The 14514-nt window shown below is 54.0% G+C and carries 14 protein-coding genes; 10 read left to right on the top strand and 4 right to left on the bottom strand.

Translation table 11 applies throughout. The features are described 5' to 3' along the window. The first annotated feature begins 592 nt into the window (after nt 1–592). The 4 genes from DI44_RS00910 to DI44_RS00925 all read left to right on the top strand — a co-directional run bounded on the left by DI44_RS00910 (nt 593) and on the right by DI44_RS00925 (nt 2695). A complete protein-coding gene (locus DI44_RS00910; RefSeq protein ID WP_033026459.1) occupies nt 593–976 on the top strand; it encodes a DUF1360 domain-containing protein in 384 nt (127 codons plus the stop codon). A gap of 197 nt (nt 977–1173) precedes the next feature. After that, nucleotides 1174–1521 carry a metalloregulator ArsR/SmtB family transcription factor gene (locus tag DI44_RS00915; protein WP_033026457.1) on the top strand — a complete coding sequence of 116 codons (348 nt, stop codon included), beginning with the start codon at nt 1174–1176 and terminating at the stop codon, nt 1519–1521. Between the two features lie 88 nt (nt 1522–1609). Beyond that, the gene (arsC, locus tag DI44_RS00920; protein WP_011232692.1) at nt 1610–2029 is read left to right on the top strand and encodes an arsenate reductase (thioredoxin); all 420 of its coding nucleotides are present in this window, start codon (nt 1610–1612) and stop codon (nt 2027–2029) included. Between the two features lie 228 nt (nt 2030–2257). Further along, complete coding sequence (locus tag DI44_RS00925; RefSeq protein WP_014196879.1) at nt 2258–2695, top strand: DUF4275 family protein; 438 nt, start codon at nt 2258–2260, stop codon at nt 2693–2695. Between the two features lie 95 nt (nt 2696–2790). On the opposite strand, the gene DI44_RS00930 is transcribed toward DI44_RS00925, so the two are convergent. Beyond that, the gene (locus DI44_RS00930; protein WP_020755923.1) at nt 2791–3777 is read right to left on the bottom strand and encodes a Gfo/Idh/MocA family oxidoreductase; all 987 of its coding nucleotides are present in this window, start codon (nt 3775–3777) and stop codon (nt 2791–2793) included. A 98-nt stretch (nt 3778–3875) separates the two neighbouring features. Then, complete coding sequence (locus DI44_RS00935; RefSeq protein ID WP_011232689.1) at nt 3876–4262, bottom strand: VOC family protein; 387 nt, start codon at nt 4260–4262, stop codon at nt 3876–3878. 516 nt (nt 4263–4778) lie between these two features. Here DI44_RS00935 and DI44_RS00940 point away from each other — a divergent pair. The 4 genes from DI44_RS00940 to DI44_RS00955 all read left to right on the top strand — a co-directional run bounded on the left by DI44_RS00940 (nt 4779) and on the right by DI44_RS00955 (nt 9636). Continuing rightward, on the top strand, nt 4779–6080 hold the full coding sequence (locus DI44_RS00940) for a dihydrolipoamide acetyltransferase family protein (RefSeq protein WP_033026454.1): 1302 nt from the start codon (nt 4779–4781) through the stop codon (nt 6078–6080). Nucleotides 6081–6166: 86 nt separating this feature from the next. Further along, nucleotides 6167–7246 (top strand): pyruvate dehydrogenase (acetyl-transferring) E1 component subunit alpha, encoded by a 1080-nt coding sequence (gene pdhA, locus DI44_RS00945; protein ID WP_033026453.1) that lies wholly within the window; start codon nt 6167–6169, stop codon nt 7244–7246. Further along, the gene (locus tag DI44_RS00950) at nt 7247–8224 is read left to right on the top strand and encodes an alpha-ketoacid dehydrogenase subunit beta (RefSeq protein ID WP_033026450.1); all 978 of its coding nucleotides are present in this window, start codon (nt 7247–7249) and stop codon (nt 8222–8224) included. It begins immediately after the preceding gene. A gap of 50 nt (nt 8225–8274) precedes the next feature. Next, nucleotides 8275–9636, top strand: coding sequence for an FAD-linked oxidase C-terminal domain-containing protein (locus tag DI44_RS00955; protein WP_033026448.1), 1362 nt, complete (start codon nt 8275–8277; stop codon nt 9634–9636). 466 nt (nt 9637–10102) lie between these two features. On the opposite strand, the gene DI44_RS00960 is transcribed toward DI44_RS00955, so the two are convergent. Continuing rightward, on the bottom strand, nt 10103–10870 hold the full coding sequence (locus tag DI44_RS00960) for a MurR/RpiR family transcriptional regulator (protein WP_015375932.1): 768 nt from the start codon (nt 10868–10870) through the stop codon (nt 10103–10105). Nucleotides 10871–10994: 124 nt separating this feature from the next. Here DI44_RS00960 and DI44_RS00965 point away from each other — a divergent pair, with 124 nt between their 5' ends. Beyond that, nucleotides 10995–12338 (top strand): 6-phospho-beta-glucosidase, encoded by a 1344-nt coding sequence (locus tag DI44_RS00965; RefSeq protein ID WP_033006173.1) that lies wholly within the window; start codon nt 10995–10997, stop codon nt 12336–12338. 289 nt (nt 12339–12627) lie between these two features. On the opposite strand, the gene DI44_RS00970 is transcribed toward DI44_RS00965, so the two are convergent. Then, nucleotides 12628–13029, bottom strand: coding sequence for a hypothetical protein (locus DI44_RS00970; protein WP_033026446.1), 402 nt, complete (start codon nt 13027–13029; stop codon nt 12628–12630). A 455-nt stretch (nt 13030–13484) separates the two neighbouring features. On the opposite strand from DI44_RS00970, the gene DI44_RS00975 reads away from it, so the two are divergent. Continuing rightward, entirely contained in the window at nt 13485–14498 is a 1014-nt protein-coding gene (locus DI44_RS00975; protein ID WP_033026444.1) for a sugar-binding protein, read from the top strand. Nucleotides 14499–14514 lie beyond the last annotated feature (16 nt).

Below are 14514 nucleotides of genomic sequence, written 5' to 3'. Positions count from 1 at the left end.
CATCGCCTCAAGATGAGGGACGAGAGTCCGAAAGCGCTTACGATATTAATTCCTGAAAATGGTTCGCTAACCGGTGATTGACAACGCCCGTAGTGAACCGAAAAAATGTTCTCCACAAAGTCTTGACTGACTCAAGGGTATGCAGCATGATGCAAAGGTTAACTTTTCAAGGTACATTTATATAGATGCATCGTTCGATGAGCATCCTGTCAATATTATACTTCACATTTCGCACCTTAACAGGGTCAAAAAAAAGATTTTTTATTTTTAGAACCCATGGTGCTATATAGATGCAATTTGAAGCTTTACCATTTGCAGCTTTTACCGAGTATTTGATCGACTGTCGGGCGACCGAACAACGCCGCTTCCAGACCCATATATAGGTCTGTGAAACAGGCGGTTGTTCGGTCTTCCGTCACGCCTTGGTGTGACGGAGGCAAGCCTGTGGCTTGCCTTCGACAGTCGAAAATGGACAAACCGCTTTTCCGTCAAGGATGTGTTAGACTTCTTCGTTGCATCTATATATAGGTTCATAACGAAGCGCTTCTTGGTTCATACTAAAGGAAAAGCTCGCAAAAGAAAGGGACTCGCCATGCTTCGTGAACTCGACTGGATGACGTACATCATGATCATTTTGGCCAGCTATCGGTTCACCCACTTGATCGTCTTTGATAAGATCACGGAGTTTATTCGCAATCCGTTTATGAAAAAAGAGACAATCCAACACGAAGACGGGAGTACGGAAATCAAGAAAGTGCCGAAATCGAAATTCGGCTATTTGTTGAACTGTTACTGGTGCGCGGGCGTATGGAGCGCGATGTTTCTCGCGCTTGGGTATTTATTCATCCCAAAGATCGCCATGCTGTTGATTTTTATCTTTTCGATCGCCGGGGCGCAGGCGATTCTCGAGACGTTTGTCGGGGTCGGGACGAAGGCGATCGACCTTTTGTCAGCGGCGAAAAAGCGGATGGAGTGACATTGGCGGGCGTGCGGTGGAAACATGCGGCACGCTCGCTTTTCTTGCTTTTGTCGATACATCATGGTTTAATTATATAATTATTTAATTATATACTGATTGACAGAAACCATTTCATTGGTCGGCGTGGCCGTTTCATGATGGATGTTCGTTTTTATATAAGCAAATCATGATATGATGATGAATGGAGGGGTGATATGCCGCAACTCGCAATGGAGATAGGAGCAGCCGCTCGGGTGTTGAAGCTGCTCGGCGATCCGACGCGGCTGACGATTTTGGTGATTTTGAATCAGCGGGAGTGCTGTGTGTGCGAGCTGCTGGAGGTGTTTTCGACCAGCCAGCCGGCGATCAGCCAGCATTTGCGCAAGTTAAAAGATGCCGGGCTGATCCAAGAGGAGCGGAGAGGGCAATGGGTGTATTATTCGCTCCGGCCGCAAAGCGAATACTACTCCCTGCTGCAAGCGGTGTTGTCGTACGTTCCGGATCAAGAGGAAAACATTCGCAAAATCGAGACAGCGAATCCTGCAGCCCGCTGCGGGTGCTGATGTTAAATGACGAGGTGAATGATGGTGGATTGTTGTGAACCGAAGCGGTTGTCGTTTTTAGACCGTTTTTTAAAGGTGGGAACCAGCGATGAAGAAAAAAGTCATATACTTTTTATGCACCGGCAACTCGTGCCGCAGTCAAATGGCGGAAGGCTGGGCGAAACAACTTCTTGGTGAGGAATGGGAAGTGCACAGCGCCGGCATTGAAGCGCATGGCCTCAATCCGAATGCGGTGAAAGTGATGAAGGAAGTCGGCATCGACATTTCGAACCAAACGTCTGACGTCATCGACCCGGATCTCCTCAACCGCGCTGATTTGGTCGTGACGCTGTGCGGCCATGCGGCCGACCATTGCCCCGTCACCCCGCCGCACGTGAAGCGCGTCCATTGGGGCTTTGACGACCCGGCGAAAGCGGAAGGGACGGAAGAGGAGAAGCTGGCGGTGTTCCGCCGCGTCCGCGATGAAATTGGCGCGCGCATCCGCCGGTTTGCCGAGACGGGTGAATAGGGACGGTGCAGCAAGGCGCAAAGAGCGGGGAAACTGTCTTGCATAGGGTGCGCAGCAGCTGCTCGTCGAAGTGCGGCCGGAAACGGGGAAGTGGCTGGGCGGACGAAAACCGCTCGGCGTGACAAAGATGGTGAGAAGCCATCTTGTCGATCCATCGAACGTTTTGACAGACGAAATGAGCACATCGATGAAGGCGGTGCCACGTCAGGTCACTGGGGGAGAAACGAAATGGAGTTATTTCATCAGTTAGCTCGCCGAAACATCAAAATCCGCAAACAGTCCGGTTTCGGAGCGCAATGGCGACAACAGTGGGAAAAGGTGTTTGCTGGCCATTTGACTGTGGAAGAAAAACAACACATCCACCTTCATAATCGGAATGGAGTCAACGGCTACTTATGGCATGTGTTCAGCTATGGGATGAGAGGCTGTTTCACAGGAGAAGAAGCGGAAATGGCGTTTGATCAAGAAGAGAAAACGTGCTGCTATCTTTTCTTTCAACATGGCGACGATGCATTCACCGTGGAGGATGCGTCCGGATTGAAAGCCGCCGATCTGGCAGCGGAAAACGACAAAATCGATCTATATGTGGTGGACAGCGAGTTCAACTGGACGTTTGTCATGACGCATGAAAGCGGATGGCTTGGCCCGTATTTTAGCAGAAGGTAACAGCCATGGCTTATCGGCGGCCAAGGAAATCCAATGAGACAGAAAGAAAAAGAGTTCCAACCGAGCCCCAGGAAGACTAGGTTGGAACCTTTTTATTATCGCTCGTCGGCCGGGAACACGATGCCGGTTTGTTTTCGCGCTTCGTCCATGATTTCCATCGTCCAAAGCGAATGGCGGTGCGAGTTGACGGCCGATTCGCGTTCTCCGTTTTCGATCAAACGGATAAACTCTTGTGCTTCATAATACATCGGCGGCTTGTCCTGCGGCGCGGTGATGTCCTCGACGCGCCCGTCGCGGTAGCGGATTTCCGCTTTGGTTGGTGTGTGGATGGCGTCGATGATCATGTTTCCGTCTTCCCCTTGAATCTCCGAAGGCAAGTGCGAGTTCGTGATTTTCGAATAAAAGACGACCGCGTCCATGTCGCCGTAATCGAGCACGATCGAACCCTCGCCATCAACGCCGGATTCGAGCTTCACGCTTTGCGCCTTCACGCCACGGGGCTGGCCAAACAAAACGACCATCGGGTACAGGCAATAGACGCCAAGGTCCATCAACGCCCCGTTGGAGAAAGCTGGGTTGAAGGCGTTGAGCACCGTTCCTTGCTTATAGGCGTCATAGCGCGATGAGTATTGGCAATAGTTCGCCACGTAGCGGCGGATGCGGCCGAGTTTCGGCAAGTGCTCGCGGATGGACCGGAATGTGGGAAGCAGCGTCGCTTTCATCGCTTCCATCAATACGACGCCGTTTCGCTCCGCCGCTTCGATCATCGCTTTGACTTCTCTCGCATTGGAGGCGAGCGGTTTTTCGCATAAGACGTGCTTGCCGTGATTCATGAGCAAAATCGCCTGCTCGGCATGAAGTGCGTTCGGGCTGGCGATATAGACGGCATCAATGCCGTCGCTTTCGGCCAGCTTTTGCAAGTCCGTGAACGTCCGCGGCGCCCCGACTTTGTCGGCAAACTGCTTTGCGGTCTCCTCGGTTCGCGAGTAGACGGCGGCGAGTTCGAAGGAATCGACGAGGCGCGCGGCGTCAAGAAATGCTTCGGTGATCCAGTTTGTGCCGATGGTTGCGAATCGAATCATGTTGTTTGGCCTCCTTCATTTGTATCGACCCCATTGTACCACAAATCAACGGAGAGGCTTCGTTTTGTCATCGTCATGGAGCAAGCGTGCTTTTCTCTTTAGTTTTCATACAGCTCGATCGGCAGTTCATCTGGGTCTTGGAAGAAGGTGAATCGTTTGCCGGTCGCTTCATCAACGCGGACGGGTTCGGGATCGATGCCGTGTTGGCGCAAGTAGGCAATGGCTTCATCGAGGTTGTCCACCGCCAAAGCAAGATGGCGCAGTCCGCACGCTTCCGGGTAGCTTGGGCGCTTCGGCGGGTTTTCAAAGGAAAATAGCTCAAGCTGAATGCCGCCATCAGCCTCCAAATCGAGTTTGTACGAACGGCGCTCAGCGCGGTATTGCTCCCGGATGGGGCGAAATCCGAGAATTTCTGTATAAAATCGTTTTGATCGTTCATAGTCCGAGCAAATCAAAGCGATATGGTGAATCGTGGCAAGACGCATATTGCTTCCTCCTCTTATAAGACGAGTGATGTATTGCAAAATACCATTGAACTTATTCATTCTTCTTAGAGAAACCTCGTACAATTAACTTTTTTTGAACCATTTCCGCTCATTGGTACGAGACAGCCATGTTTCACGTCCTTCCATGTTTTTCGGAAAACTGCCTACCCATCACTGAAATCAGCAGCGGTTGAGCCCGTTCTCGGTGTTTCGGTCAAATCGAACCAAGAATTGTTATTTTGCGATAATAGAAGGGGTTGTCGATGCTTGTCGAAGCGGGCGAAAAATGTCTGCTCTCCTTATATTGACAGTTTGACAATCTATAGACTATCATAAATCTTGTAGGTTGGAAAATTTAAAATATTCATTTGATATTTTGGTAGAAAAAACGAATGGTCACCACGTTTTTTGTAAGCGCTTAACTTCTATGTTTCCTCATGATCGCCGCACCATGGATGCTGCACCATTGTGTTTGTTTCCCATCACAGCATGAGAACAAGGGGAAGGGGATATGGCATGATCTATGAATTTAAATTGCCTGACATCGGCGAAGGGCTGCATGAAGCGGAAATCATCCGCTGGCTCATTCGCGAAGGGGATGTGGTCAAGGCCGATCAGCCGATCGCTGAAATTCAAACGGATAAGGCGATGGTGGAAATGACGACGCCGGTCGCTGGCAAAGTGGTGGCGCTTGCCGGGCCGGAAGGGGCGACGGTGAAGGTTGGAGAGCCGTTGATTGTCGTGGAAACCGAGGCGGCGGTGGCGGCCGAAGCGGCGCCGACTGACCATTTGGCTCAGGAGCCTGCGTCTGCTGTTCATATAGAAGCCCCGCGCCCAACGGTGGGGCGCAAGCGGGCGATTGCCGCGCCCTCGGTGCGCAAGCGGGCGCGGGAGTTGGGCGTTCCGATCGATGAAGTGGAAGGAACGGGCGAAGGCGGCCGGGTGACGCTCGCCGACTTGGAGCGATATGTCCGCGAGCGGGAAGCAGCCGTGGCGGTGGCAGAGCAACGTGAAAGGAGCGGGGCCGCGGTTTTGCCAGTTGGGGGCGCGGCGATAGAGCAAAAGGCGGACAAAGCCGCATGGACGTCCATCGCCAGCACGGAGCTTGTGGTTCCAGAAGAAGAGCGCATCCCGCTTCGCGGCTTGCGCAAAAAAATCGCCGAAAAAATGGTGAAATCGGCGTACACGGCGCCGCATGTGACCGGGATGGACGAGGTGGACGTGACGAAGCTCGTCGAGATCCGCAAAAACCTGGCCAGCGAGCTGGCCAAGGAGCAGATCAAGCTGACGTATTTGCCGTTTATTATTAAAGCGGTGACAAGGGCGCTGAAGCAATATCCGATGTTTAACGCTTCGCTCGATGAAGAGACGAATGAAATCGTCTTGAAAAAGCGCTATCACATCGGCATCGCGACGGCGACGAAAGCGGGGCTTGTCGTCCCTGTCATCCGCGACGCCGATCAAAAATCGATCCGCGAGCTCGCCGTTGAGATCGCCGAGCTGTCGGAAAAAGCGCACCGCCAGGCGCTTCGCCTTGACGAGCTGCAAGGAAGCACGTTTACGATCACGAGCACCGGCGCGGGCGGAGGGTGGTTTGCGACGCCGATCATCAACTATCCGGAAGTGGCGATTTTCGGGGCGCATGCGATCAAACGGCGCCCGGTTGTCGTCGGCGATGAAATTGTCATCCGCGATATGATGGGAATGTCGCTCACCTTTGACCACCGCGTCATTGACGGCGAGCCGGCCGGGCGGTTTATGCGGACGGTGGCCTACTATTTGGAACATCCGGAAGTGCTGCTTTTGGATGCGCGGTGAAGGGCGGGCCTTTGCCCCATGTTGGAAAAGGGCGAGATGGGAAAAGGAACGAGCCGCCTATGAAAATACAAATGGGAGGGAAGCCCATGTTTGATCCGGACCAATTGTCGGTCGAGGTCGTGCAAATTTTGGACGAAAACGGAAACGGCGACGAGAGGCAGCTGGCGGCGTTTTCTGATGAATGGCTGCTTCGCGCCTATCGGGAAATGCGGCGGGCGCGCGTCATTGATGAGCGGCTGTTGCGCATGCAGCGGCAGGGGCGGATCGGGACCTACGCCCCGTTCAGCGGCCAAGAGGCGGCGCAAATCGGCAGCGCCCTTGCGCTTCAAAAAGACGATTGGATTTTCCCGAGCTATCGCGAAGTGGCGGTCTGCTTGATGCATGGCATGCCGCTTGAGCAGTTTTTCCATTACGTGCAGGGCCGCTTGTCAGGGAAACGGATGCCGGAGGGAGTGAACATTTTCCCGACGCAAATCATCATCGCTGCTCAGACGCTTCATGCGGTCGGCTGCGCGTGGGCGTCGAAATTGAAGGGCGAACCGCACGTATCGGTGGCGTATTTCGGCGACGGGGCGACGTCGGAGGGCGATTTTCATGAAGCGATGAATTTTGCCGCGGTGTACAACGTGCCGGTCATCTTTTTCTGCCAAAACAACCAATACGCCATCAGCGTCCCGTACCGGAAGCAGACGGCCAGCCGCACGATCGCGCAAAAGGCGCTTGCGTACGGGATGAAAGGGGTGCTCGTTGACGGCAATGACGTGCTGGCGGTGTACGAAACGATGAAGCAGGCCGTCGAAGCCGCTCGCCGCGGCGAGGGGCCGATGTTGATCGAGGCGCTCACCTATCGGCTCGGGCCGCACACGACGGCGGATGACCCGACGAAATACCGCCGGCCGGAAGAAGTCGAGACATGGCGGGCGAAAGATCCGCTCCGCCGTCTGCGCCTGCTTTTGGAACGGCGCGGATTATGGACGGAAGCGCAGGAAGACGCGCTTGTCGCCCAAGTGAATGATGAAGTGACCGCGGCGTACGAGGCGGCCATCGCCAGCAAGTCCGGTTCGATTGTCGATGCATTCGATTGTGTGTACAGCGAGGCGCCAACATTGCTTGCCGAGCAAAAAGACGAAGTGATGCGGCGCAAACAACGGAGCGGGGTGAGATAAATGGCGGAATTGACGATGATTGAAGCGATCAATGAAGCGATGCGCCAAGAGATGGAGCGCGATCCGCGCATCATCGTGCTGGGCGAAGATGTCGGCGAAAACGGCGGCGTCTTCCGGGCGACGGACGGGCTGCTTGAGCAGTTTGGCGAGGGGCGTGTGTTTGATACGCCGCTTGCGGAATCGGGCATTATCGGCACGTCCATTGGACTGGCGATCAACGGCATGCGGCCGATTGCCGAGATTCAGTTTCTCGGGTTTGTGTACCAGGCGATGGACCAGTTGGCGGCCCAGGCGGCGCGCATCCGCTTCCGCTCGGCCGGACGGTTTTCGTGCCCGATCGTCGTGCGCAGCCCGTACGGCGGCGGGGTGCGGACGCCGGAATTGCACTCCGATGCGTTGGAGGCGCTGTTTACCCATTCGCCGGGCTTAAAAGTCGTCATGCCGTCCAATCCGTACGATGCGAAAGGGCTGTTGATTTCCGCCATTCGCGATGAAGACCCGGTTTTGTTTTTGGAGCCGATGAAGCTGTATCGGGCGTTTCGCATGGAGGTGCCGGAAGAACCGTACACGATTCCGCTCGGCCAGGCGCGCGTCGTGAAAGAGGGCGATGATGTGACGATCATCTCTTGGGGGGCGACGGTGCCGCTTGCCGCCAAAGTCGCCGCCGAGATGGAAGCGAAAGGAATCCATGCGGAGGTCATCGACCTTCGCTGCCTGCAGCCGCTTGATATCGACACCATCATCACTTCGGTGGAAAAAACAGGACGGGTGATGATCGTCCATGAAGCGGTGAAAACAGGAGGGTTTGGCGCGGAAGTGGCGGCCTTGATCAGCGAGCGGGCGCTCTTTTCTCTATCTGCCCCGATCGTGCGCATCGCCGGCTACGACACGCCGTATCCGGTGCCGTCGGTCGAGGATGATTGGCTGCCGAACGCCGAACGCATCGTGGAAGGGATCGAAACGCTGCTGCGATACTAGGCCGGAGCGGATGGTGCGTCCGCTTCATCCCAGCGATAAGGGGGAGAACGATGAATCTATATGAATCATTGCTTGCGTTGATCGGCGACCGCGAGCGGGTGAGCATCAATGAAACGGTGCTCGAACACCACAGCAAAGGCATCGCCTACCATGCGCCGCACAAGCCAGATGTCGTCGTGTTTCCGAAAACGGCGGAGGAAGTGAGCCGGGTGATGGCGTTTGCCAACGAGCACCGCATTCCTGTTACGCCGTTTGGCGCCGGCACGAGCTTGGAAGGGCACGTCATTCCGGTCCAAGGCGGGATTAGCCTCGATTTGACGTTGATGAACCACATCATTGACATTCGTCCCGATGATTTTTTGGCGATCGTCGAGCCCGGGGTGACGCGGCTGCAGCTGAATGAGGCGCTGAAGCGATACGGGTTGTTTTTCCCGGTCGATCCGGGAGCGGACGCGACGATCGGCGGCATGGCGGCGACGAACGCGAGCGGCACGAACTGCGTGAAATACGGCGTCATGCGCGATCAAGTGCTCGGATTAGAGGTGGTGCTCGCGGACGGTTCAGTCATTCAGACGGGAAGTTTGGCGGTGAAATCGTCCGCCGGCTATGACTTGACCGGCTTGTTCGTCGGATCGGAAGGGACGCTTGGCGTATTCACCCGCCTCGTCGTCCGCCTGCACGGCATTCCGGAGGCGACGAACGCCATCAAAGTGTGCTTCCCGTCTCTCGAGACAGCGGCAGGGGCTGCGTTTGCCATTTTGCGGTCCGGCGTCGGCCCCGGCAAAATCGAGCTCGTGGACGAGGCGACGATCGCCGCGGTCAATGCGTACAAAAAAACCGATTATCCGGTGAAACCGACGTTGTTTATCGAGCTGAGCGGCAGCCCGTCAAGTGTCGAGGAAGGGACAAAGCTGGTCAACGAATTGTGCGAAGTGGAGGGGGCGGTTTCGTTTGTGGTCGAGACCGACTCGCTCGCCCGCGCGAAGCTGTGGGAAGCGCGCCACCATGCGGCGTTCGCCATTCAAGCCGCCTATCCAGGCAAGGCGATGCTCTCCACCGATGTGTGCGTGCCGCTGTCCGAGCTGCCCGACGCTATCGCCGATACACGTCGGCTCGTTGACGAGCAGAAGATGACCGCCGCGATTTTCGGCCACGTCGGCGACGGCAATTACCATACGGTGCTTGCCTTTGACCCGAACGATGCAGATGAGATGGCGCGGATCGAACGCGTGCACACCCATATCGTCCGCTACGCTTTATCGCGCGGCGGCACGTGCACGGGAGAGCACGGCATCGGCCTTGGCAAACGGGCGTTTTTGCGCGAGGAGAAAGGAGACGCCGTCTTGTGGATGAAACGGCTGAAACAATTGTTTGACCCAAACGGCATTCTCAATCCGGGGAAAATTTTTTGATCATAGCGGACGCTCTGCATCCCTGCCTGTTGGCGGGGATGTTTCTTTTGATCGGCGGGCGGCGCAAAGGAGAAATCCGCTAAGCGTGCCTCAAACAACACCACAGTGTCAAGGCTGAGTTTACAAAAACAAACGCATTGTCCGCGAAAAGGTTGGTGAAAAACAGCCGGTTCCCTTGGATCGACCATCATGGAAAAAGAGAAACGGGTGTTTCAAGATTTCTTCATTTGAGAAGGGTTGCTAGGAAACGGGACGCCCCAGTTCCCCCCTTCCTTCTAAAACTTATATGCACAGCCCGTTCTTGCCTTTGTAACATAGTGTTACAACATAGAAACAGTTGTTTTTCGTTTTCCTTTTGTTACAACAAGGCGCCATGCCCTTTACTTTTGCCATCCGGCGCGGTTTAGTAATAGTAGATGGAGCCAACAACAAGGCGATGGCGTTGCTGCAATCAGCAGAGTTGGGCTCAAACGGTTGGGCTGCTGTCCTTTCCGATCGTTTCCGTCTTCCGTCCCAGCAGTCGATACATTTCTTTCGCTAACCGTTCGAGCAAGTAGACGACCGGAAGCTGGGTTGTGACATCGGTCTGCCCGATCCGCTCCGGTGTGGTGTAGTACGTCAAGTTGTAGTCCGAGATGTTCGCGAGTGTGCAATGTTTCCGGTTGGTGATGCTGATGATCGTGCTGCCGTTTTCCTTGAACCGGTGCACTTGGGCGAGCGTATAGGACGTCTCTCCAGACACCGACAAGGCGATGACGGCGCAGTTGTGGAAATAATGGCCGTAAATCGGAAAAAACGGATCCTTGATGTAGACAGAAAACTTTTGAAAGGCAGAAAAATAGCGCGAGCCGTATTCGGCCAAAATACCGGAGCTGCCCGATCCGACGAAAATGACGTGATCCGCCCGGGCGATCGCGGCTGCCGCATCCAGAATGGTCCGCTCGTAATCGGCGGTCAGCGTCCGTTCGAAAAATTCCTTAAGCGCCTCTTGACTGCTGATGATCGCGGTTCGCTTTGTCTCGCGCAAATACAGCTTCCATTTCGTTTTAAATTCACTGAACCCTTCGCATCCGACCTTTTTACAAAAGCGGAGCACGGTCGGCGGCGAGACATGGACGGCTTCGGCGAGCTCGCGGATGCGCATGTACGCGACTTCATGCGGATGTTTCATCACATAGTCGTAAATGGCGTAGTCGAGCTCGGAGAACTGGGCGATTTGTTCAGGAGTGAACATCGGGACACCTCGCTTTCATGGGACGGAACGTGCGATAGCTGGGAAAGGATGGCGCTTTCAAGCCCACTGGTTGATTCCTACATTGATTATACCATGCCCAACAGGGCGAAAGGGGAAGAGGAATATGGATAAACGATTGAAAATTGCGACGATTGGCGGCGGGTCGAGCTACACGCCGGAATTGGTCGAAGGGTTGATCAAGCGTTATCATGAATTGCCGGTCGGGGAATTGTGGCTTGTCGATATTCCGGAAGGCAAAGAAAAACTCGAAATCGTTGGCGCACTGGCCAAACGGATGGTCGAAAAAGCCGGCGTGCCGATCGAGATTCATTTGACTTTGGATCGCCGTCGGGCGCTTGACGGGGCGGATTTTGTGACGACGCAGTTTCGCGTCGGGGGTCTTGAGGCGCGGGCGAAAGACGAGCGCATCCCGCTCAAATACGGGGTGATCGGCCAAGAGACGAACGGCCCGGGCGGATTGTTTAAGGGATTGCGGACGATCCCGGTCATTTTGGACATCATTCGCGATATGGAAGAGCTTTGCCCCGATGCATGGCTTATCAACTTCACGAACCCGGCTGGGATGGTGACGGAAGCCGTCTTGCGCTATACGAAACAGGAGAAAGTGGTCGGCTTGTGCAACGTGCCGATCGGCATGCGCATGGGCGTCGCCAAGCTGCTTGGCGTTGATGCCGACCGCGTGCACATTGATTTTGCCGGCTTGAACCATATGGTGTTTGGCTTGCACGTCTATCTGGACGGAGTCGAAGTGACTGAAAAGGTGATTGACCTCGTCGCCCATCCAGACCGCTCCGGTGTGACGATGAAAAACATCGTTGACCTTGGCTGGGAGCCGGACTTTTTGAAAGGGTTGAAAGTATTGCCGTGCCCGTACCATCGATATTACTTCCAAACGGACAAAATGCTGGCTGAAGAGCTCGAGGCGGCGAAAACGAAAGGGACGCGCGCCGAAGTTGTGCAGCAGCTCGAAAAAGAGCTGTTTGAGCTGTACAAAGACCCGAACTTGGCCATCAAGCCGCCGCAGCTCGAGCAGCGCGGCGGGGCGTACTACAGCGACGCCGCGTGCAGCTTGATCAGCTCCATTTACAACGACAAGCGCGACATTCAGCCGGTCAACACGAGAAACAACGGCGCCATTGCGAGCATCCCTCCGGAATCGGCGGTGGAGGTAAACTGCGTCATCACGAAAGATGGACCGAAACCGATCGCCGTCGGCGATTTGCCGGTCGCGGTGCGTGGGCTCGTCCAGCAAATCAAGTCGTTCGAGCGCGTCGCTGCCGAGGCTGCGGTCACCGGCGACTACCAAACGGCGTTGGTCGCCATGACGATCAACCCGCTTGTCCCGTCTGACACCATCGCCAAACAAATTTTGGACGAAATGTTGGAAGCGCATAAAGAATACTTGCCGCAGTTTTTCAAACAGGCAAAAGCAACGGCTGGGAACTAAGCCGCTTAGGAACGGATTGACCAAGCCGCCGGCGACAGGCGGCTTGGTCATGAAATACGACAGAAGCATTCTTCCGATTGTTACGGGACATTTTTGATCTGCTGCGGATTGGCCAGTGTCGGATGTTTTTGTTTGGTTGTCAATTTATGTTTTATCGTTGTTGGCAGAAGCATTACGCGCGCCTGATCCATCATTCCATAAATGGAGAAAAGCAACCGTGCATGCGGTTGCTTTTTGCGCTTAGTATAGGATTGATTGCTACGGTAAGAAGTGTTGTTGCGTGGCTAGATTATTTCGCTTTTAATGCGCGAATCTCATTTTCTTGTTCAAGCGAGCGAAATGCAAGTGATTGGAGAACGAGCTCTTGCCGCGCTTGACTGGCGATAACATTGTCTAGTTTTCGTAGCGCTTCAGAGAGGGTTTGTTTTATTGCTGGGATTTCATTGATGGTTTCTAACGTTTCCATCACCGCTTGTTTAATAAACGGAATATCTGCCACATCATCTTTCGTCGCCATCCGCTGTTCGATGCTGGCAATATCGTCTTTTGTCGCCATTGTCTGCTCAATATGACTGGCGCGACTTTCTAATGCTCGAATATCATCTTTCAACGCAGCCACATCGTCTTTCGTTGCCATATTCGCCCGCAAAAAAGCCAGCTCATCAAAAATACGTTCTAACAACTGCTCCATCATCTTCACCTCCTTTTTTTCCGTTTCTATTATATCATTATTCGACAAAAAGAAGCAGGATCGAAAGGAAAATATGATCAAAAATTTTTTGAATTTTTTCTTAAGGTACATATATTGTCCATGTAAAAAAGGGGCTCTTCACCAAAAGTTGTACTTGATTTTTTCTGAACATACCTTATTTATGCTTGTGAGGGAAAATCAACAAATCCGCGATTTTGGCACATCTTTGTGCAGGAAACTGTATTGCTTGTCAAGTACATGTTGTGGTGAAGAGCCAAAAAAGGTAGGTAAATGAATTTTTTGCATAAAAGGGCATCATTTATATACGTCGAAAAGAAGAGGAGGGCGATGTGAGGCCGCGGCAGGCGGGAAGAAGGGAGAGACACGGCATCCATTTTCTTTTGTCTAGGCTAGCGCCCCGACGTTCGTGTACAATGGCGGTAGGAGGGATCAAGATGCGCGATTGGTGGAAACGGCTGTTTTACGGGGGCGGCATCGCCGCGCTGATTGGAAGCGCTTCCTTCACCGCCTATTGCGCTTGGAACGTGTATGCGTATCCGAAATCAGAAAAGGAACGGGTTCCGGAAACAACAAAAGAGGCCTATCATTTCGTGCTTGTGCCGGAGGAACTCGATAATGATTACTGGCGGCTCGTGGAAAAAGGAGCGAAAGCGGCGGCGAAAGAACTGGGGGTTGACCTCGAGTATATCGGCCCGCGGCAGGCGAATATTGATGAGCATTTGCGCATTTTGAAAAAAGCCGCGGCAGCGAAAGTCGATGGGATCATCACCCAAGGGTTGACGGAAGCGGAATTTGTCCCCGTGATTAACGAAATTACGGACAAGAATATTCCTGTGGTGACGATCGATACGGATGCTCCAACGAGCCGACGCGTCGCCTATGTGGGAACGGATAATTATTATGCCGGTTTTCTCGCGGGACGGGCGTTGGCTGAGGATACAAAGGGCAAGGCGACGGTCGCGATTATTACCGGCAGTTTGACGGCGGCGCACCAACAGCTGCGAGTGCGCGGATTTGAGGATGCGGTGAGACAGGAAAAAGGCATCCGCATCGTCGCCATCGAAGAGTCGCACATTACGCGTGTGCAAGCCGCGGAAAAGGCGTATACGATTTTGAAAAAGCACCCGGATGTGAATGCGTTTTACGGCACGAGCGCGCTTGATGCGATTGGCGTTGCCAAGGTGGTCGAGCAGTTTCATCGGGAGCAAAAGACGTATATTATTGGCTTTGACACGCTGCCGGAGACGATCCGCTATTTGCAAAAAGGAACGATTGCGGCGACGGTGGTGCAGGAGCCGTATGAAATGGGATACAAGGCTGTCAACATGATGGCCGAGATCGTCGCCGGGAAAGACGTGCCGGTGGTGACGAATACGGAGACGAAAGTCATTCGGAAAAAAGACTTGCCGCTGCGCCCGGCGCGCAATTATGAGGTCAACACGCCATGAAGGGGCCTGCCAGGCC

Source organism: Geobacillus sp. CAMR5420, from assembly GCF_000691465.1.
In the GTDB taxonomy this organism is placed as follows: Bacteria; Bacillota; Bacilli; order Bacillales; family Anoxybacillaceae; genus Geobacillus; species Geobacillus thermoleovorans.
The sequence above is the reverse complement of the archived record's forward strand: the minus strand, read 5'-3'. Positions and strand labels throughout refer to the sequence as shown.

Coding starts and splice junctions, on each gene's coding strand:
- DI44_RS00910 (WP_033026459.1), top strand. CDS start 593: ATGCTTCGTGAACTCGACTGGATGACGTACATCATGATCATTTTGGCC.
- DI44_RS00915 (WP_033026457.1), top strand. CDS start 1,174: ATGCCGCAACTCGCAATGGAGATAGGAGCAGCCGCTCGGGTGTTGAAG.
- arsC (WP_011232692.1), top strand. CDS start 1,610: ATGAAGAAAAAAGTCATATACTTTTTATGCACCGGCAACTCGTGCCGC.
- DI44_RS00925 (WP_014196879.1), top strand. CDS start 2,258: ATGGAGTTATTTCATCAGTTAGCTCGCCGAAACATCAAAATCCGCAAA.
- DI44_RS00930 (WP_020755923.1), bottom strand. CDS start 3,777: ATGATTCGATTCGCAACCATCGGCACAAACTGGATCACCGAAGCATTT.
- DI44_RS00935 (WP_011232689.1), bottom strand. CDS start 4,262: ATGCGTCTTGCCACGATTCACCATATCGCTTTGATTTGCTCGGACTAT.
- DI44_RS00940 (WP_033026454.1), top strand. CDS start 4,779: ATGATCTATGAATTTAAATTGCCTGACATCGGCGAAGGGCTGCATGAA.
- pdhA (WP_033026453.1), top strand. CDS start 6,167: ATGTTTGATCCGGACCAATTGTCGGTCGAGGTCGTGCAAATTTTGGAC.
- DI44_RS00950 (WP_033026450.1), top strand. CDS start 7,247: ATGGCGGAATTGACGATGATTGAAGCGATCAATGAAGCGATGCGCCAA.
- DI44_RS00955 (WP_033026448.1), top strand. CDS start 8,275: ATGAATCTATATGAATCATTGCTTGCGTTGATCGGCGACCGCGAGCGG.
- DI44_RS00960 (WP_015375932.1), bottom strand. CDS start 10,870: ATGTTCACTCCTGAACAAATCGCCCAGTTCTCCGAGCTCGACTACGCC.
- DI44_RS00965 (WP_033006173.1), top strand. CDS start 10,995: ATGGATAAACGATTGAAAATTGCGACGATTGGCGGCGGGTCGAGCTAC.
- DI44_RS00970 (WP_033026446.1), bottom strand. CDS start 13,029: ATGGAGCAGTTGTTAGAACGTATTTTTGATGAGCTGGCTTTTTTGCGG.
- DI44_RS00975 (WP_033026444.1), top strand. CDS start 13,485: ATGCGCGATTGGTGGAAACGGCTGTTTTACGGGGGCGGCATCGCCGCG.